Genomic DNA, 19,193 nt, shown 5'->3' with positions numbered 1-19,193 from the left:
CGATGTTCAACTCCCGACTGGGCTGCTCGTCCATCAGCTTCCGGCACCAGGACCTGCAGACTGCTTTGCGGACAATGGGCGAACTGGGTTTCGAGGAAATCGATCTTGGCGCTCTCCCGGGCGTCTGCAACCACGTCCCCTATGAGCTGGACGCGGCCGCGGTTTCCGTTGTTTCTAAGGAAGTGGCAGCATCCGGTCTCCGCGTCCGCTCGGTGAACGGCGACATCGGCGACCTCAACGCAGTGCTCGACGCCGGTGCCAGGGCGGCGCGGGAGCGGCACCTTGACGCACTCCTCACTCTCACGGCCAATACCGGTGCGAAGGCGCTGGTCCTGCCGTGCGGGGCCCTCGACCACAACCCGGTCCGGAGCCTGGACGAGGACTTGAACGCTATCGCCGGACAACTGATCCACGCCAGCGAACGTGCTGCGGCGTTCGGCGTGGAACTTTGGACCGAATCCCTGCACTTCCTGCGGTTCTGCTGGAACCTGGAGCGTGCCGGACTGCTCGCCGACCGGCTGGAGGGCACCGACGTCGGGATCGTCATGGACTTCAGCCACATCGTGGCGTCCGGGGAGGACGCCCTGGAGTACCTGGAACGTCACTACGGGCGTATCGCCCACGTCCACCTGCGCGATGCAGTGCCAGGAAACATCAACCTCAGCATCGGTAACGGCAACGCGGACTTCGCCGCGGGCCTAAGACGGCTTTCGGGACAGGGCTACACCGGCCACTTCTCCCTGGAACTCGAAACCCGCGACGTCACGCACGAAGAACGGCCGGCAGCCGCGGCCAAAGCAGCCAGCTTCATCTCAGATCTCATCTGAACCACCGCAACAAACTCTTTCATCCACACTGCCATCCCAAAACCTAGGAGTCATCATGGGCAACACCATTCAGCGCACCGCAGTCCTCACCGGAGCAACCTCGGATCGTGGCATCGGCATCACCACCGCCCGCCGCTACGCACGTGAAGGCTGGGGCATCGTCATCCTGGACCTCGACGGTGAGAAGTCCGCCAAGGTCGCCGCCGAAATCGGCAACGAGTTCAACGTCCCCGCCTTCGGCCATGAAATCGACGTCGCCAACGAAGCCTCCGTCACGGCGGCCCAGGCCGCCGTCGCCGCCGAGGTCGCTGCCGGCACCCTCCCGCCGGTCGGCGCCCTGGCCAACATCGCCGGCATCACCTCACCGCTACCTTTCCTGGAGACCACCCTTGAGCTATGGCACAAGGTAATGGACGTCAACGCCACCGGCACCTACCTGGTGACCAAGGCGTTCCTGCCGGACATGATTGACAACGGCTGGGGCCGGATCGTCAACATGTCCTCCGTTTCTGCCCAGCGTGGCGGCGGTGTCTTCGGCAAGGTCCCCTACTCCGCAGCCAAGGCAGCCATCCTCGGCCTCACCAAAGCCCTCGCCCGCGAACTCGGGACCACCGGCGTGACCGTCAACGCCATCACCCCGGGCGCCGTTGACACCAACATCCGTGTAGGAAGCACCGAGGAACAGGAAGCCGCGATCAACGCCGGCATCCCGCTGGGCCGCAACGCCACCACCGAGGAAGTCGCTGCCGTGATGACCTTCCTGTCCTCCGAAGACGCGGCCTACCTCACCGGCACCACCATCGATATCAACGGCGGAAGCCACATCCACTAACCTCGACGGCCAGCAGCCCACCGCACCAGGACCCCGGCAGAGAGCCAACACCATGACCAAAATATTCAATGACCCCTCGGATTTCGCCGAGGAGGCTCTGGCGGGTTTCTGTGACGTCCACTCGGACCTCGTCCGCCAGGTGCCCGGCGGTGCGGTCCGCCGCTACCGCCCCGCACAGCCCAAAGTCGCGGTCCTCGCCGGCGGCGGCTCCGGCCACTACCCGGCGTTCGCCGGACTGATCGGATCCGGATTCGCTGACGGGGCCGTGGTGGGCAACATCTTCACCTCCCCCTCCGCCCAGCAGGCCTATGCCGTAGCCAAGGCAGCGGAGTCCGGCGCCGGCGTCGTCTTCACCTACGGCAACTACGCGGGGGACGTGATGAACTTCGGCATGGCCAGCGAACGGCTGGCCGCTGAAGGGATCGCGGTGGACAACGTCCTGGTTACTGACGACATCGCCAGCGCCCCGCCGTCGGAAGCGGCCAAGCGCCGCGGGATCGCCGGGGACTTCGCCGTCTTCAAGATCATGGGTGCCGCCGCGGAAAACGGTGAAAGACTGGCCGAGGTGGCCCGGGTGGGCCGCAAAGCCAATGACCTGACCCGCACCATCGGCAGCGCCTTCGCCGGCTGCACCTTCCCCGGCGCTGAGGCCCCGCTGTTCACTCTGCCGGACGGGCAGATGGGCCTGGGTTTGGGGATCCACGGCGAACCCGGCCTCCACGACACGGACCTGCCATCCGCCAAAAAACTGGGGCAGGAACTCGTGTCCCGGGTCCTCGCCGAAACCCCGCACGATGCCGGGCAGCGGATAGCCGTCATTCTTAACGGGCTGGGATCCACCAAGCATGAAGAGCTTTTCGTTCTCTGGGGCACGGTAGCGCCTTTGCTGCGTGCCGCCGGGTACACCCTGGTGCTGCCCGAAGTCGGCGAACTGGTCACCAGCCTGGATATGGCCGGCGTTTCACTTACTGTTACCTGGCTCGACGACGAACTTGAACCCCTGTGGGCTGCCCCAGCGAACACCCCTGCTTACCGGCGCGGCAAGACCACCACAACCTCCGGTATCCAAGGGACCGAGGAAGACACCGAGGCCGGCAGTGCCGTTGCTTCCTTCGAATCCGCTGACGCCTCCCGCACTTTCGCCTCGGCCTGCCTGGCGGCAGTCCAAGCGGCTCGGGAATCCCTGCATGCCGCCGAGGAGCGCCTGGGCAGATTGGATGCAATCGCTGGGGACGGGGACCACGGCCGCGGCATGGTGCGGGGCATTGACGCCGCAGCCACTGCGGCATCCTTCGCCTACTCCAAAGGAGCCGGTGCCGGCGATGTGCTCATCGCTGCCGGAGACGCCTGGGCCGACAAAGCCGGAGGCACCTCAGGAGTCCTCTGGGGCGCCGGACTAAGGGCCTGGGGTGAAGCCATGGGAAACACAGCAGCCCCTGACGCACAACAGCTCGCTGCCGGGGTAACCGCGTTCTCGGACAGGATCGTGCAGCTGGGCAAAGCCGAAACCGGAGATAAGACCATGGTGGACGCCCTCCTGCCGTTCGCCACAACCTTCGGTCGGCTGGTAGCCAACGGAACACGGCCGGACGAAGCATGGAAGGACGCTGCACAGAAGGCCACATCGGCCGCTGAAGCAACCGCAGATTTTCTTCCCCTGAAGGGCCGGGCCCGGCCCCTTGCCGAGAAAAGCCTGGGCACACCCGACCCCGGCGCCACCTCCCTGGCCATGATTTTCACCGTCATAGGAGCCCACCTGACGGTGACACCCCTGAAGTCGACCCAAGAAACAGTTGGAGTAAAAGCATGAAAGAAGAAGGGCAAACCACTGGACTGCGGCTCGTTGTGGGATCGGATGAAGCAGGCGTCGACTACAAGGACAGGGTCCTTGAAGACCTCCGGCAGGATCCCCGCGTCAGCGAGGTCATAGACATCGGCGTCAACCGCACCGATACACCCGCTGACTTCACCAAGCCCTACCCCTACGTGGGCATCGCCGCCGGGGAAATGATCCGGGACGGCGCCGCAGACCGTGCCATCCTCTTCTGCGGCACTGGAATCGGTGTTGCCATCGCCGCAAACAAGGTCGAAGGCATCCGCGCCACTGCAGCACACGACTCGTTCTCCGTGGAGCGCTCAGTACTATCCAACGACTGCCAGGTCCTCACCATGGGCCAGCGGGTCGTGGGAATCGAGCTTGCACGCCGGCTGGCCAGGGAATGGATCGGCTACACGTTCGACCCGGGCTCCGCATCTGCGGCCAAAGTCAAAGTCTTGGCCGACTTCGAAGCCTGCTGAGCGGCAGAGGAGGGCACCGTGATGAAGCCGTATCGCTATCACGACGACTGGAGCCGCCTAATCGGGGTGCCCGTGGAGGTGCGAAAGGATTTCCTCATCGTCCGCGCAGGGGTTGTTGACGACGCGACGCACGACTCATCAGTACTGTGGCTTGCAGCCGATAACAACCACGGTCGAGCACTTTTCGCTGCTGCAGAAGGCTACGAGATCTGGATCCTGCCGCAAGAGCTTGACGGGAATCTTTGCTACAAAATGGCTAATAACACTTTCTTCCGCACCGGCTGGGGCCGCCCCGATCCACGCGACATCCGCTAATGTTGCCGTTTTGCCTAGAAACGTTGTAGTTCCTCATGGGAACACGATTGGGAAATGGAAGATTTGGGCCAGCCAACCGCACTTAAGACGGATCCCGCGCCGGACCGCGAGGTCCCGGCCATCGCCTAAACCGCTTTGGAGCACACCTCAACCCGACAAAAGGGGACCGTATGGCTTGATCCTGTTCCGCTGGTACGGAACTCCAACTCATCTTGGTTAGGGGCTTGAGCCGCAGGTTGCCCGAGCCAATCGGGTACGCGCCCATCAGCACGCTCGACCTGAACGGAAAACGCTGGCCCGAGGCCAGGTTTGGGATCGAGCCTACACACAGACAGAGCGCAGTTCACGGAACTGCTGCGGTTCGCCCAGGGGAACTCTCTTACGTCCCTATATTTTCTTGAGCCCGTAGCCGTAGGGATAGAGCGGATTGTGAGTGCCGCCGGGCACATCGCTCTGGCCTTCCAGGACTGCCTGCATTGAGCGCGGGAGCTCGAAGGGTAAGCAGCCCTCGGGTGCGATGTTGCCGCTCAGGACTTGGGTGAGAGCCTCGTCAGAAACTCCGAAAGTGGCAAGGAGTACCGAGGCGTTGGGCTCGAGCGGGGTGAGGATTGCGGGGCGGTCCAGGTTCACCACGAGCACCACGGGAACGTGCTGTGCTGTCCGTTCGATGCGGGCGACGGTTTCCGCGTCAAATTCCAGGCTTCCGGCGTGGAACCTGGCCTCCAGGAACAGCTCGTTCCGCTCTTCGTAGGGGGCATCGATACGGATGATCGCGAGATCGGCCTCCGCGGGGCTGGCAACGGGGAGGGCGCGGTCCTGGAGATGTTCGCCGGACATCCCGTCGAGATAAACCCGGGTTCCCGGGTTGAGCGGTAGGAGATCTGCCGCAGTTTTGAGGGCAACCACAGAACGACCCTGGGCGCGGAGGCCCTCTTCATGGAACTCCTTTTTCCCAACCGTTGCCACCGCGGCGTCCGGATCCACGAAGCGGTGGTCAAAGAGGCCCAGCTGGAACTTGACGCGCAGCAGCCGGCGGACTGATTCGTCAATCCGGTCCTCGGAAACGTGCCCCGCCCTGGTGAGGTCAACGAGGATCTCGGGGCACGATTCGCCGCCGAACTGGTCGCATCCGGCGTCGAGGACCTTGATCATCCGTTCCTCGACCGAAAGGTGTTCAACACCCCATGCCCTGGCCGGGAGCGTCATGCCGAAGGCTTCGGACGCGTGAAGCAAACCCCAGTCGGTGCACACGACGCCGTCGTAGCCGAGTTCCTCTCGAAGCAGGCCGGTGATGATTTGCCGGTTGAATCCGAAGCCGACTTCCTCGATGGGCTGGCCTTCGCGTTCCAGCCCGACAGGCATGCCGTAGTAGGGCATGATGGCGCTGGTCCCGGCCTTGATGGCATCGCGGAACGGCAGCAGGTGTTCCTCGAATTTACCGCCGGGGTATACCTGTTCGCGCCCGTAGGGAAAGTGCGGGTCTTCACCGTCCTTTTGGGGCCCGCCGCCCGGGAAGTGTTTGGTCATGCATGCCACGCTCTCGCTGCCCACCGCGCCGCCCTCGAACCCGTCAAGATAAGCCGCTGCGAGTTGGCCTGCGAGCTCGGGATCCTGGCCGAAGCCGCTGTACTGGCGGGCCCACCTGGGTTCGGTCGCCAGGTCAACGGTGGGATGCAGCGCCGCGCGGAGGCCGACCGCCAGGTATTCTTGGCGAGCGACGTCGGCGAAGCGGCGGACTGTCTCGGGGTCCCGCAGCGCCGCCATTCCGATGGGTTCGGGCCAGGCCGAGAAGAAACCGGCTGCGAAGGACGCGCCCTGGTTTTCGGCAAAGGCGTGCCGGGGGTCGGTGGAGACGGTGACGGGGATGCCGAGCCTGGTCTGGGAGGCAAGCTCCTGCATGCGGTTGTGCCATTGTGCGGCAGTCCGCGCGTCGGGCAGTTGATGGACGTTGAAGTGGGTCAGGAAGCCATGACTGATCAACTGCTCGGTATGCTGGTCCACGTCCTGCCCGCCGAAGGCGATGGCGTGAAACATCTGACCGGCCTTTTCCTCAAGCGTCATCCGCGAGAGAAGGTCCTCCACCCGCTCCGCCACGCTAAGGCTGGAATCCTGAAAGGCGGGTATGGTCTCGGTCTGCATTATTTGGTTCCTCCTGCGAATGACGGGCCTGCGGATGTAAGCGTGTGCGTTCCTGCGCTGAGAGTTTGGCGGGCAGCGGCGGGCAGGTCCACGTCGGCGGTCACCCCCTCGGGCACGGTGACGGTCAGTTCGAGCACTCCTTCCCCGGTGAGGTTCCACTCGGCGCGGGCTGTGCCGTGGGGAGTGGTTAGTGAGGTTTTGGCCCAGTGGATGCCGGGGCCCGGACGTGGTGCGAAAAGGACTTTTGTGTAGCCGGGCTCGAGGGGGCGTATGCCGCCCACCACTTTGTGCAGCCAGTCTGCGACTGCGCCGAGGGCGTAGTGGTTGAAGCTGGTCATTTCCCCGGGGTTGATGGTGCCGTCGGGCAGCATGGAGTCCCAGCGCTCCCAGACGGTGGTGGCGCCCATGGTGACGGGGTACAACCAGGAAGGGCACTGCTGTTCAAGCAGCAGCCGGTAGGCGTCCTCGATGTGCCCGGACTCGGAGAGTGCCCAGGTGATGAAAGGGGTCCCCGCAAAGCCCGTGGAGACCTTGTATTCGTTCTTGCGGACGAGCTCGGCGAGGCGTGTGGCTGCCGCGCCACGCTTTTCACCGCTGTCCAGGACGTCAAAGGCGAGAGCCAGGGCGTAGACCGTGGTGCAGTCACTGAGGATTGTGCCGTCCTCTTGCACGTAGTGGGTGTTGAAGGCTGCACGGACGCGCTTTGCCAACGCGGCGAAGTGGCTGGCGTCTTCCTCCCTGCCCAAAATGGCCGCGGTTTCGGATGTGATGCGGGCCGTCCGGTAGAGGCAGGCTGTCGCCACCACCCCGTTGTCCGCTTTGGAGCTCCAGGGCTCGTCGGGTGCTGAGTCGGGGTCGAGCCAGTCGCCGAACTGGAACCCTTGGTCCCACAGGCCTGTCGGGGAGAGCAGGCCTTCCACACGTCGGGTGTGCGCGGCCATGGAGTGGAACTGCCGGCTCAGTACGGACTTGTCGCCGTAGGCTTCCCAGAGTGCCCACGGAACCCATACTGCGGCTTCACTCCACAGGGCTGTTGATTCGGGGGTCGGAAATTCCTTGGGGTGATCCTCGTACTTGAGGATGTCCGGAACGGTAAAGGGAACCAGTCCGTTGGCAGCTTTCTGCTCAGCGGCGAGGTCCAGCAGCCAGTCCTGCAGGAAGTCCTTGACGTCAAAGAGGAACGCGGCGGTGGGTGCGAAGACCGCGATGTCGCCGGTCCAGCCCAGGCGTTCGTTCCGTTGCGGACAGTCCGTGGGCAGGTCCAGGAAATTGCCCTTCAGGCCCCAGACCACGTTCCGGTGCAGCTGGTTCACCAGGTCGTTCGAGCATTCAAAAGTTCCGGTGGGTTCCAGTGCTGAATGCACGACGACTGCTTCGATGGATTCTTCGGTCAGTTCACCGGGCCAGCCGCTCACCTCGGCGTAGCGGAAACCGTGGAAGGTCAGGGTTGGCTCGAAGAAGTCCACACCACCGGAGAGCGTGAAGGTGTCGGTAGCCTGGGCGGTACGGAGCGGGCGAACGCCCAGTTCCCCATCTTCCAGGACCTCGGCGTGGCGCAGCGTGATGACCTGGCCAGGTTCGCCCTGCACCGTAAAGCGGAGCCACCCCACCAGGTTCTGGCCGAAGTCCACCAACGTCTTGCCGCTCGGGGAGGAAGAAACCTTCACCGGCTTAAGCACCTCGTTACGCACCACGGGCGGGCCCACCGGTTCGGCCAGGCGGGAGGTGTCAAAGTCCAGGGCGTGGACCCCTGCCCACGTGCCGTTGGTGAACTCCGGTCCGAACCATTCCTGGCCGGCCCGGCGAGCGTCGATGCTTTGACCGTTGTAAATGTCGTTAGCGGTCGTGGCCGACGGCCCGGACTGCCAGGATTCGTCGGTGCCTACGGTCTGCACAAAGCCGTCAGCGTACGTGATCTCGAGCTGGGCGAAGAATCCCAGTTCCGGCCCGTAGAAGGCAGAGTTGCCGTTCCAGGACAGGTTCCCCCGGTACCAGCCGTTGCCAAGCGCAGCACCTAGAATGTTGGCCGGTTCCAGGAGGTCTGTGACGTCGTAGCTGCGGTAGCGGAGCCGCCATTCATAGGAGCTCCAACCAGGGCTCAACACCTCATTGCTGACGGGATGGCCGTTGATGGTGGCTTCGAAGACTCCGAATGCCGTGGCCTTCAGCACGGCCCGCACGGGGGCGCCGTGCCCGGTGGCGAGGTGGAACTGTTTGCGGAGCAGCGCCGCGCCGTCGAAGTCTTCATCGGGAGCGATCATCAGGGCGGACCAGGGGAACGTCATAATGCTTCTTTCACTAAGGGGGTTTAGCTGCTCAGGGCGCGGGCGTCAGGAGTGATGGTTCTGAGCAGCCGGTCGAGATACTGGCGCACGTTGTCGTGGAGTGAGAACGGGGGGCCGGCGAGTGCCCATTGGATGGTGAAGCCGTCCACCACGGCCAGGATTTCGGCAGCAAGGTGCCGCGAGTCCGTGCCGGCAAGTATGGTCCCGGCCGCGGCCATTCGGTCCAGAATCCGTGCGATGTGCGTGATGACGCTTGAATACCGCTCCTGGAAGTACTCGTGAGCGGGGTGTTCGGGGTTTGATGACTCAGCCGCCAGTACTGAGAACATCTGCGTTAATCCCGGCTGTGTCTCATTAAAGGCGGCCTGGGCTGCTATCTGGCGGAAGTAGTTTTCCGGGTCCAGCAGTGAGTCGTCAGCGTAAAAGGCTTTGACGGCCCGCTGTTCGCGCAGTTCGAGCACCGCCGAGAGCAGAACCTCCTTCGTGGGGAAATGGTGGATCAGCCCTGCCTTGGTCACTCCCACGTCGGCGGCAATCTTAGGGATCGACGAGTTGAAGTATCCCCACTGAGCGAAGTGCTCGATGGCCGCTTCCAGGATGGCTTCACGCCGGGCGTCCGCCGCCTTATATGGTCCGGTGCGCCGAGTTCTTGCCGGGGCGAGGTCGGGGGTGGGCTGTTCCTCGGTTTGCATCGTCATAATCTAGCCGTCGATTAAGCCAGGCTGCGCGCAGGGCTTGTGGCTTCGGTGCTGTCCTTCTTAAGGAACTTCCGCATCCGGAAGATCCAGAAAACACCGATCAGGTAAGCGGCCGCTGAGGTTAGGAAGAGGAAGAGGAACAACAGGGCCGGGCCGGCAGAGATGATGAGGGGAGTAACCAATGCCACGGCAGCGGCGACGAGGCGTGCGAAGGCGATCGTGATGCCCTGGGCCGTGCTGCGGTGCGCTGTAGGGAAGAGCTCCTGGGACCAAACCTTGTACATTGGCTCACCGGCGATCGCGCCAGCCAGTGCTCCGACGACCCCCATGACGGTAAGGGTGAGTGCGTTGACGCCGAAGACAAAGGGGACGGCGATGGCGACAAGTGCCACTACCGCGGCGATGATGAACGCGCGGTGCCGGTTGCTGCCGTCCACGACGCGCATCATCACGAACAGTCCAGCGACACTCAGGACCAAAACGCCCAGACCCAGCATTGAGGCAGTGGCCACATCAACTCCCGCGACGTTGACATAAAGGTATGTGGAGAACTGCCCGTTGGTGTTCGCGTTGATGTTGACCAAAGCGTAGAACAGGCCGGTAGCCACCAGCGGCGCGATGAGCTTGGGGCTGAAAAGTGTACGCAGGGAGCCCAGGTCTACCCGCTCTTCGTCGACAGGAGCGGAAACCGACTCGGCCCAGACTCTGGACTCTGGGATGCCCCAACGCAGGGCCAACGCAATCAGAGCCACTGCTGCAAGGTGACCGTAGATGACCTGTGCACCTAGAAGACCAGCGTTTCCAAAGAAGATGCTGATGATGATGACACCCAGAATGCCTGCCATCCACAGCATGTGTGAGAACGTGACCATCTTGCCGCGTTTGTCCTCCGGAGCCGACTCGGCCACCATGGCCATGGAAACAGGCAGATCAGCGCCGGCAGCAAGTCCAAGCACCGCTAAACCAACGTAGAGCACGGCGACGCTGGGAACGAGCATGAGCACAAGGGCGGCAAGGAAGTACACGCTCAAGGTGATGAGGAATACGCGGCGGCGCCCGAACCTGTCACCGAGCCTGCCGCCGATCAGTGCCCCCACCGCGATGGCGATGGTCAGCAGTGCAGAAAGCTGGCCGATTTGGGCGGGCTGCAGGCCGAGAATGTTTTGCAGGATAACGAGGGCTGTACCGGTGCCAACAATGGCGCCGGCGTCAACATAGGAAGCCAGACCGGCCGCGAAGGCTACCCGCCATCCGCGCCTGTTCGCGGCTTTCTGCTCAGTGGTAATCATGAGAATTCTCCTTTGAATCCCGAGGGGTGCAAGTGTCAGCGAACAAGTTCTTGAAACGTTTCGATCAAGAAGCTGATGTGAGCCTAGCAACTTAAAAACCATCCCACAAGATGGTTTTCAACTTTCTGGCACCTTTGGAGCCCTAGCCTGAGTCGCTTGCTCTCCCGCGCCAACGGCTCCAGTTGCGGCTGAGAAATCGAAAGCTGCATCGCACGCTCCTGTGCTGCAAAGCGAGGGGGAACGGACGTGGATCTGCAAACGCCCAACCAAGGGATCATCCGTAGAAGTCCTCTAGGGCCCCTGCACTCTTGGCAGCATCTTCCTTCACTTCAATACCCCGACGGGGGAACCTCAAAGCAGCTGTGTCAGCGAGCACTGTAGGGGGTCTCAGTCCTGCCAACTTTAGGCACACCCCAACCTGACCCAAGGTCTCCTCGCTTGGTCTGCAAGCAGTGGGCATTGAATCTCCGCTCCACAGTGAATACGTAGCTTCCGCCGCCCACAGCCGGGGACAATTCTCATCGGTTATCCACCGCTACCGCTGCCAGGGAGCTCCCACGGCTCCCATTCCCAGCCGTGGATAACCTGAATTGACCCACGCCATCGGGAAGGAACAGAGTCACCGGAGCGAGCTTTTCCGAGTCGAGTGAGGTTGACGGGATATCCGTTATCGGCGTTTGGGTGGGACGAGTAGAAGTAGATGAGAGAACTCGTCCGACACTGCTTTTTGTTTGCGCGGGGTCAGAGGCGGCTTTTCCTTCGAAGCCTGCTGAAGTAGGTGAAAAACGTGCGGGGGGAGATCCCGGCAGACTCGGCGGTGAAATTGCCCGGTCCCTTGGCACGCAGCAGCTCCAGGGTGGCTTCGGTGATGGCCAGGCGCGTGGCGGCTTTGTTGAGCTCGCGCCGCGAGGGGGCGGCGGCAGCTTCTGTTGCCCCTGTGGAAGGTGGCGTCACGCTCTGACGCTTCGTGCAGCTTTGCACTCAGAGCAAGTTTTTTTCACAGCTGAATGAAAGGTTCCCGAAAGGATCTCCAGAAGCTGTTTTCCGATGCTGGAAACGTCTCGAGAGAGGCAACCCAACAGCAGCCGTCAAGGACGGCGGATTCAGGAGACAAACACATGTCACGCACAAAGAAAATGACCCTCGGCCTGTCAGCTACGGCGCTGGCCCTCGGTGCCGGACTTGGAGTCGCCGGCATGGCCTCCGCCACCACCACGCCGACTCCTTACCCGAGCGCGAGCAGCAGCGCCTCTACCGACGGCAGCACGGAACAGGGCATGGGTAAGCACGGCGGCCGCGGCGGCGAACGCGGCGTGGCGCAGGCATCCGTGCTCGCGGAAAAGCTCGGGGTTGAGGAAGCAAAGGTCACGGAAGCTCTCCAGGCCTTCCGGGAAGCCAACAAGCCCGCCACGCCGCCGGCCGAAGGCAGCAAACCGGACGCTGCCACCCGCGACGCTGCGCTGGCCACGTCGCTTGCCGAATCGCTGGACATCGACGAGTCCACGGTGACTGCGGCGCTGGAGGAGTTGCGCAGCGAGCGGCAGACGGCGAAGGCTGCGGCCCTCAAGACCCGGCTGGACCAGGCGGTGACGGACGGCAAGCTGACCCAGACCGAGGCCGATGCCGTCACCAAGGCAGTGCAGAACGGGGTTATCGGCGGCCGTTGACCCGGCGCCGAAAAGCCCGCAACACAAGGAAGTCCCCGGGAAAGATTCCCGGGGACTTCCTTCTGATCACACTCTGCGGATTACACCGCGCAGATCACACTGTGCAGTTATGCCTTCGCATCCTGCAGTTCAGGCGGCGCGGTGTCCGTGCTGGTTCCGGTGAACGCTGCAGGGGCGTAGTCGCTGTCATCCACTAACGGTGTGCCGCTGCGGGGTGCGTTGTACAGCGACTCATCCAGGATGCCCAGGCGCCTGGCCACGATGGTGGGGACCAAGGCCCGGCCTGCCACGTTTCACCGCGGTGCGGCCCATGTCCAGGATGGGATCGATGGCCAGCAGGAGGCCGACGCCGGCCAGCGGCAGTCCCAGCGTAGAGAGGTCAGCGTAAGCATCACGACGGCGCCGGTGGTTCCGGCGGTCCCCACGGAGCCCAGGACGGAGACCAAGGCGATCAGCAGGTACTGGGTGAAGTCCAGCTGGATGCCGAAGAGTTGGGCGACGAAGATTGCCGCGATGGCCGGGTAGATGGCGGCGCAGCCGTCCATCTTGGTGGTGGCGCCCAGGGGCACCGCGAAGGAGGCGTAGCCCCGGGGAACGCCGAGGCTGCGCTCGGTTACGCGCTGGGTCAGCGGCAGGGTGCCCGCTGACGAGCGGGAGACGAAGGCAAGCCGGACGGCCTGACAAACGCCTGTAATCAAGGAGCTGGGATGCGAGCGAAGGAGCAAGCGTTCCTCCTACGCCACGGAACGTACAGACCCCCCGGTCCGGGCAAACCGGGCATCCACGAAAACGTCAATCCCAGCGCTTCCTCCAAGCCGCAAGCCCACACCGATGAAATGCAGGATCTCATATGGTTTCGGCCTGTCTCGCTTTACAGCAGAACCCTTTTAGCAAGCTCGTTTCACAGGTTCCACACATACCCGGTACATCCCTCTGCTAAGTGTCCTGCCTAGAAATGAGGCATGACTTCTGAGCAAATCAAATTTCGTAAGGGTGGCTGCTTTCGGCGCGCCGTCGTCGCGGGGGCCGTGGCGCTGACGCTTTCAGCCGGTGGCGCCACCGCGTGGGCTCTGGACCGTTTCGTTGTCCAGCACGTGGAGATCTCTGATGTCTCCGCCTATGAGGCCAGCCAGGCTGGCACTTCCACGGGAACCTCCACCAGCACGACGGCGGACACGGCCTCCGCCACTGCCGTCACCACGGACACCACCTACTCCTCCGAATCGTCGAACATCACCATTTCCACGGTGACCACCGGCAGTGGCGACAGTACGGTCACCTACTACGTGGCCGACGTCATACTTGATGATGCCACCACGCTCCAGTCAGCGTTCGCCAATGACAGCTTTGGTGAGAACATCACCGAAACCACCTCTGCGATCGCCGAGGCGAACAACGCCGTCTTCGCCATCAACGGGGACTACTACGGCTTCCGCGACACCGGCATCGTGATCCGCAACGGCGTGGTCTTCCGGGATGAAGGCGCCCGGCAGGGCCTGGCCTTCTACCGCGACGGCACGGTCAAGGTGTACGACGAAACCACCACCACCGCCGAGCAGCTGCTGGTCGACGGTGTCTGGAACACCCTCTCGTTTGGCCCTTCCCTCCTGGACAACGGCGAGGTGGCCGAGGGCATCGAGGACGTTGAAGTAGACACCAACTTCGGTAACCACTCCATCCAGGGAGAACATCCGCGTACCGCCGTTGGGATTATTGACCAGAACCATTTGGTGTTTGTGGTGGCGGACGGCCGCAGCCCTGGCTACAGCGCCGGCGTGACCATGACCGGCCTCGCCGAAATCATTCAGGGCCTGGGCGCCACCACCGCCTACAACATCGACGGCGGCGGCTCGTCCACCATGTACTTCAACGGCGAGCTGGTAAACAACCCGCTGGGTGAGAACAAGGAACGCGGCACCTCCGACATCCTCTACATCGCGCAGTAGGCCGCCGTGATCATCCTGATCCCCGCCTACGAGCCGGACCAGCAGCTTCCCGACCTGATCCGCAACATCCGTGCCACGGAACCGCGTGTTCCCATTGTGGTGGTGGACGATGGCAGCGGCTCGCAGTACCGGGACGTGTTCGACGTCGTCAGGGCACTTGGGTGCCACGTCATCAGTTACGGGCGCAACCGCGGCAAGGGCTTTGCCCTTAAAACCGGTTTCGGATTCATTGCCGACAACCTCCCGGGCCATGATGTGGTCTGCGCCGACAGCGACGGCCAGCACACAGTGGTGGACATCTTGCGGGTGGCGGAAGCCCTCGGACAGGACCGCGCTGAGGCTGGGAGCTGGGCCACCATGGTCCTGGGCAGCCGGTCCTTCACCGGGAAGGTTCCTGCGCGCTCGCGGCTGGGCAACAACGCCACCAAGGTACTCTTCACGCTGGCGACCGGCGAGCGTATCCCCGATACCCAGACCGGCCTCCGCGGCTACCCGGCCGCGATGATCCCCTGGTTGAGGTCGGTCCGCGGCGACCGCTACGAGTATGAGTTGAACCTGCTGCTCGAAGCCAGGCGGGCCGGCTATTCCATCCGGTCACTGGAGATCGCCACTGTTTACCTGAACCACAACTCCGGATCGCACTTCCGGCCGGTGGCAGATTCGGTGCGGATCTACGCGCCGCTGCTGAAGTTCCTGGCTTCGTCCTTCACGGCTTTCCTGCTTGACACCGTGCTGTTCCTGCTGCTCACGTTGCTCCTCGATTCCCTGCTCCTGGCAGTGCTGGGCGCCCGCGCGGTGAGCGCCGGCGTGAACTTCATGGTGAACCGGAATGTGGTCTTCGACCACGGCAGGGACAAACCCGCCACGGCTACGGGGCTGCGCTACTTCAGCCTTGCCGCCGTGCTGCTTGCCGCGAACTTCGGCCTGATCTGGGCCCTCGAAGCCGCCGGCCTGCTGGCACTGCCGGCCAAGATCCTGGCCGAAATCGTCCTGCTGGCAGCAAGCTTCGCGGTGCAGCAGCGCTGGCTTTTCGCGCGCAAACCAGCCCTTGGAGCGGCCGGCAGCACATCGGATAAAGCACCGGTCCGCACTCATATATGCGGCTAGGTTCCGGCACAGCACCTGCACAGGATGGGCCGGGAAAGTAAAGACCAGCCCACCGAAACATCCCGGAGAATCCCATGAACCCAGTAATTTTCATCCTTGCCGACCTCGCGGCCATCAGCCTCCTGACCTTCGCCCTGTACCTCCGCCGGCACCGCCGCCGCGACCTGGTGGTGTCCTATTTGGGCATGAACGTTGGCGTCCTGGCTGTGGCCACCGCGCTGTCAGGATCAGCCGCCGGGCTCGGCCTGGGACTCGGGCTCTTCGGCGTCCTGTCCATCATCCGGCTCCGCTCCACCGAGCTGGCCCAGCACGAAGTCGCCTACTACTTCTCAGCCCTGGCCCTCGGCCTGATCGCCGGCCTGGGCATCGAACCCCTGTGGCTGACCGGGTCACTGATGGCCCTGATCCTGCTGGTGATGTTCGTCGGAGACCACCCCCGCGTCCTGCCCGCCCACCGCCACCAGACCGTGGTCCTGGACCGCGCCATCGCCGAGGACGGCGAACTCTACGCCCGGCTTGAGGAAGTACTGCACGGCAAGGTCCACTCGGCTACCGTTCAGGAGCTGGACCTTGTCAACGATAAAACCATCGTCGATGTCCGGTACGCCTACTCCCCCGCCGTCTTGACCGCTCCCGCCAGCATCCCGGCCATCACGACGGCGGCGCCTGGCCATACGGAACTCCCATCCGTTGAACCGGGCGTCGCAGCTCCGGGCTATTCACACGGCACGGCCCGGGCAGGTGCCGCATGAGCACCACCGGAACAGACGTCACCGGCAATCTTCGTTCCCTCCCCCCGGTAGGGCTGGAAGAGCTCAACAGCGAAGCTGCGCTCCAGACCCGCGTAGACCGCAAGTACGTGGTTCACGCAGGGCTCGCCCGCCAACTGCTGGGCACGTTCCGGGCCGATGTTCGGGTGCTGGAGATGAGCGGCTCCCGCAGCTTCGCCTACGATTCCGTCTACTTTGATACCGCCAACCTGGACAGCTACCTGCTCGCCGCCCGTGGCCGCCGGCGCCGCTACAAGATCCGCACCAGGACCTACGTGGACAGCGCGGTGAGCTTTTTGGAGGTCAAAACCGAAGGCGCCCGCGAAGCAACGGTCAAAGAGCGCATTCCTTACCACCTTGAAGACCGCGCCCGGCTCACCGCCGAGGGCCTGGACTACGTACGCGAAACGCTCACTGCGTCAGTTGGTGCCATGCCGTCCGGCCGTCTCGGGCCGGTGCTGGAAACCCGCTACAACCGAACCACCCTGTACCTGCCGGAGTCCGGGAGCCGGGCCACCATCGACACCAACGTGACCTGGCAGCGCCCCGCCCACTCCGCTTGGGTACTGGATGACGCTGTGATCCTTGAGACCAAATCGGGCTCCACTGCCGGCCCGCTCGACCGGCATCTCTGGGCACACGGCGTACGGCCTTCCCGGATCTCCAAGTTCGCCACCGGGATGGCCGCCCTCTGCCCCGACCTTCCCGCCAACCGCTGGAACCGGACGCTGAGCCGCAGCCTGTCCCTCCGGCCCGCAGCCTAGTCTTCTACTTCCCGCAGTCCCCTCAAAAATTCCCAAAGGACCAACCATGAAGAACCTTCGTACGCACCTCTCCGTCGCCGCCCTGGCCGTCACTCTTGGCCTGGCGGGCTGCTCGGCAGCAGGCACCACCCCCACCGGTGTCTCGGCCATCAGCGGCACCGGCACCACGTCCGCCGCCACGTCCGGCACCGCCCAGGCCGTCTCCCTGGACACCCTGGCCGCCGACACGCATTACGACGCCGACGACCTCGCCTGGGACGCCGCCTCCGAAGTAGCCGTGACCCTGGCGGACGGAGCCAGCACGGCCTCGTCGTCGTCGGACGCTATAAAGGTTGACGGTGACACCGTCACCATCACCGCGGCCGGCACTTACCGCCTCAACGGCTCGCTGTCCGACGGGCAGATCGTGGTGGCAGCCGGCGAAGAAGACGTGGTCCGCATCATCCTTGACGGTGCGGACATCAGCAACTCCACCGGCTCTCCATTTGTGGTGCAAAGCGCCAACGAGGCCATCGTCTACCTCGAGGACGGGACCTCCAACGCGCTCAGCGATGCTGCCATCTACGCAGACCAGGGGACGGACGCGCCGAATGCCGCGCTGTACTCGATGGCAGACCTGACCATTGCCGGCACCGGTTCGCTGGCGGTGGACGGCAACTTCAACGATGGCATCTCCGCCAAGGACGGCCTGGTCCTGGCGGCAGGTTCCGTGACAGTGGACGCCGGCGATGACGGCATCGTCGGCAAGGACTACACGGTGCTGCTCGAGGGGGCATACCAGGTGTCCGCGGCCGGTGACGGCTTCAAGTCCGACAACGAGGAGGATGAAGGCCGCGGCTGGGCGCTGATCAACGGCGGCACCCTGAACGTCAGCGCCGGTGACGATGGCATCAAGGCCTTCAATACCCTCACCATCGCGGCCGGCACCACCACGGTGGAGGAATCCGAGGAGGGCCTGGAGGCCCAGCACATCACCATGACTGGCGGAACCGCTACCGTCACCGCCAACGACGACGGCGTGAACGCCTCAGGCGGCAGCAGCACCTCCGGCACGTCTGCCCAATCTGGGATGGGCGGGGGCATGGGCGGCGGTGAAATGGCCGTCGGCGATTACACGGTGGAGGTCAGCGGCGGCCTGCTGACCATCAACTCACAGGGCGACGGCCTGGATTCCAACGGCAACGCGAGCATTTCCGGCGGCACCGTGGTGGTCAACGGCCCCACCAACTCCGGCAACGGGGCGCTGGATGTGAACGGAGAACTGGCCGTCACCGGCGGAACAGTGGCCGCGGCAGGAAGCGCCGGCATGGTCGTTACGCCAGGCTCGTCCTCTACGCAGTCCGGCGTGCAGGTGACGCTTGGATCATCAGTCGCCGCAGGTACCGTGGTTCAGATTGCCGACTCCTCCGGCACTGTGGTGGCGGCATTCGTCACCAGCAAGGCCACAGCATCACTGGTCTTCTCCTCCGCTGCCATCGCCGAAGGACAGGAATACACCATCTACACCGGCGGCACGGCGACTGTCAGCGCCGGTCTCGGCGAGGGGTCCCTGGATGGCGCCACAGAGCAGGGCACGGTGACGGCCGGCGAGTACACTGCGGCCCAGGGCCCCGGCGGCGGTGGTGGCGGACCGCGCCGCTAACCTCAGACGCTCTGACACGCCTTTGCGCGGTGCTGCCCCACGCTTGCACCTCCCGCCATCGCCCGGAAGTTCTGCAGCTTCCCTTCCGATAGCCCGCGGATCTGGACTTGGCCCCGGAAAACACCGTACAGTGCAGTGCCATCGCCCTTACGGATTACTGGATCGTAAGATCATGCCCGCCGTCCTTCCGGCCCGTGCCGGTTCCTGACGAAGACACCTGTTGTCGGGGAGCGACTCCAACATCTCCCACTTCCAGCCGCAGATAGCCCGAATTGACCCCAGCTGTAGCCGGGTTCAAAGTCGCCCGAGGTCGGGAGCGTGATTAGCAAGCATGGATTTGTCCCGTCGAGGCAGGCGACGGAACGTCCATTATTGATTTACCAGAAGGGGGCAGCACGGGAAACCCAAAATGGTTCTTGTCCAAGATCCCGGAGAGTAAACCCTGTTAGCCATAGCGCCTCTTATGACGGGGACGTTCAGGCAGGAGGGGTCGAATGAATTAGCCGATCCGGCTACAGAAAGCGCCGTGTCCTGCATGTTCAGCTGGGGGCCGACGGGAGCAATAAAATTTGCTGCACCGCTGTCCGGGAATGTCAGGCCGTGCGTCCCGGCGG

General features: G+C 63.7%; 15 protein-coding genes and 2 pseudogenes. 11 read left to right on the top strand and 6 right to left on the bottom strand.

Annotated features, from left to right (window positions below; translation table 11 throughout):
• The first annotated feature begins 2 nt into the window (after window positions 1-2).
• Genes AC5RVN_RS12995 through AC5RVN_RS12975 form a run of 5 tightly spaced genes read left to right on the top strand, consistent with a single transcriptional unit; the run spans window position 3 to window position 4,272 of the window.
• A complete protein-coding gene (locus AC5RVN_RS12995) occupies window positions 3-827 on the top strand; it encodes a sugar phosphate isomerase/epimerase family protein (RefSeq protein WP_494138195.1) in 825 nt (274 codons plus the stop codon).
• Between the two features lie 55 nt (window positions 828-882).
• Window positions 883-1,659 (top strand): SDR family NAD(P)-dependent oxidoreductase, encoded by a 777-nt coding sequence (locus tag AC5RVN_RS12990; protein ID WP_494138194.1) that lies wholly within the window; start codon window positions 883-885, stop codon window positions 1,657-1,659.
• A gap of 52 nt (window positions 1,660-1,711) precedes the next feature.
• Complete coding sequence (locus AC5RVN_RS12985; protein WP_494138193.1) at window positions 1,712-3,469, top strand: dihydroxyacetone kinase family protein; 1,758 nt, start codon at window positions 1,712-1,714, stop codon at window positions 3,467-3,469.
• Window positions 3,466-3,957, top strand: coding sequence for an RpiB/LacA/LacB family sugar-phosphate isomerase (locus AC5RVN_RS12980; protein WP_494138192.1), 492 nt, complete (start codon window positions 3,466-3,468; stop codon window positions 3,955-3,957). Before AC5RVN_RS12985 ends, AC5RVN_RS12980 begins: the two co-directional genes overlap by 4 nt.
• A 21-nt stretch (window positions 3,958-3,978) precedes the next feature.
• Window positions 3,979-4,272: a hypothetical protein gene (locus tag AC5RVN_RS12975; RefSeq protein WP_494138325.1), complete on the top strand. Its 294-nt coding sequence runs from the start codon at window positions 3,979-3,981 to the stop codon at window positions 4,270-4,272.
• 387 nt (window positions 4,273-4,659) lie between these two features.
• Here AC5RVN_RS12975 and AC5RVN_RS12970 read toward each other — a convergent pair whose 3' ends face one another.
• The 5 genes and pseudogenes from AC5RVN_RS12970 to AC5RVN_RS12950 form a co-directional block, all read right to left on the bottom strand.
• Window positions 4,660-6,411, bottom strand: a complete 1,752-nt coding sequence (locus AC5RVN_RS12970; RefSeq protein ID WP_494138191.1) for a glycoside hydrolase family 3 protein — start codon at window positions 6,409-6,411, stop codon at window positions 4,660-4,662.
• Entirely contained in the window at window positions 6,411-8,696 is a 2,286-nt protein-coding gene (locus AC5RVN_RS12965) for an alpha-L-rhamnosidase (RefSeq protein ID WP_494138190.1), read from the bottom strand. The genes AC5RVN_RS12970 and AC5RVN_RS12965 overlap by 1 nt, the downstream gene beginning before the upstream one ends.
• Before the next feature lie 23 nt (window positions 8,697-8,719).
• Window positions 8,720-9,388 (bottom strand): TetR/AcrR family transcriptional regulator, encoded by a 669-nt coding sequence (locus AC5RVN_RS12960; RefSeq protein WP_494138189.1) that lies wholly within the window; start codon window positions 9,386-9,388, stop codon window positions 8,720-8,722.
• A 20-nt stretch (window positions 9,389-9,408) separates the two neighbouring features.
• The gene (locus tag AC5RVN_RS12955) at window positions 9,409-10,683 is read right to left on the bottom strand and encodes an MFS transporter (protein WP_494138188.1); all 1,275 of its coding nucleotides are present in this window, start codon (window positions 10,681-10,683) and stop codon (window positions 9,409-9,411) included.
• Between the two features lie 768 nt (window positions 10,684-11,451).
• A pseudogene (locus AC5RVN_RS12950) lies at window positions 11,452-11,637 on the bottom strand (TetR/AcrR family transcriptional regulator); the annotation flags it as partial.
• A 164-nt stretch (window positions 11,638-11,801) separates the two neighbouring features.
• Here AC5RVN_RS12950 and AC5RVN_RS12945 point away from each other — a divergent pair.
• Window positions 11,802-12,350: a hypothetical protein gene (locus AC5RVN_RS12945; protein WP_494138187.1), complete on the top strand. Its 549-nt coding sequence runs from the start codon at window positions 11,802-11,804 to the stop codon at window positions 12,348-12,350.
• Window positions 12,351-12,457: 107 nt separating this feature from the next.
• On the opposite strand, the pseudogene AC5RVN_RS12940 reads toward AC5RVN_RS12945, so the two are convergent.
• A pseudogene (locus AC5RVN_RS12940) lies at window positions 12,458-13,075 on the bottom strand (dicarboxylate/amino acid:cation symporter); the annotation flags it as partial.
• Between the two features lie 237 nt (window positions 13,076-13,312).
• Here AC5RVN_RS12940 and AC5RVN_RS12935 point away from each other — a divergent pair.
• From AC5RVN_RS12935 to AC5RVN_RS12915, 5 genes are all read left to right on the top strand, one after another.
• Window positions 13,313-14,296, top strand: coding sequence for a phosphodiester glycosidase family protein (locus AC5RVN_RS12935; RefSeq protein ID WP_494138186.1), 984 nt, complete (start codon window positions 13,313-13,315; stop codon window positions 14,294-14,296).
• A gap of 6 nt (window positions 14,297-14,302) precedes the next feature.
• Window positions 14,303-15,403 (top strand): GtrA family protein, encoded by a 1,101-nt coding sequence (locus AC5RVN_RS12930; protein ID WP_494138185.1) that lies wholly within the window; start codon window positions 14,303-14,305, stop codon window positions 15,401-15,403.
• Window positions 15,404-15,477: 74 nt separating this feature from the next.
• Window positions 15,478-16,155, top strand: a complete 678-nt coding sequence (locus AC5RVN_RS12925) for a DUF4956 domain-containing protein (protein ID WP_494138184.1) — start codon at window positions 15,478-15,480, stop codon at window positions 16,153-16,155.
• The gene (locus AC5RVN_RS12920) at window positions 16,152-16,937 is read left to right on the top strand and encodes a polyphosphate polymerase domain-containing protein (RefSeq protein WP_494138183.1); all 786 of its coding nucleotides are present in this window, start codon (window positions 16,152-16,154) and stop codon (window positions 16,935-16,937) included. Before AC5RVN_RS12925 ends, AC5RVN_RS12920 begins: the two co-directional genes overlap by 4 nt.
• Window positions 16,938-16,983: 46 nt before the next feature.
• Window positions 16,984-18,579, top strand: coding sequence for a carbohydrate-binding domain-containing protein (locus AC5RVN_RS12915; protein WP_494138182.1), 1,596 nt, complete (start codon window positions 16,984-16,986; stop codon window positions 18,577-18,579).
• Window positions 18,580-19,193: the final 614 nt, after the last annotated feature.

It is taken from the genome of Arthrobacter sp. sptzw32, from assembly GCF_059089735.1.
The sequence above is the reverse complement of the archived record's forward strand: the minus strand, read 5'-3'. Positions and strand labels throughout refer to the sequence as shown.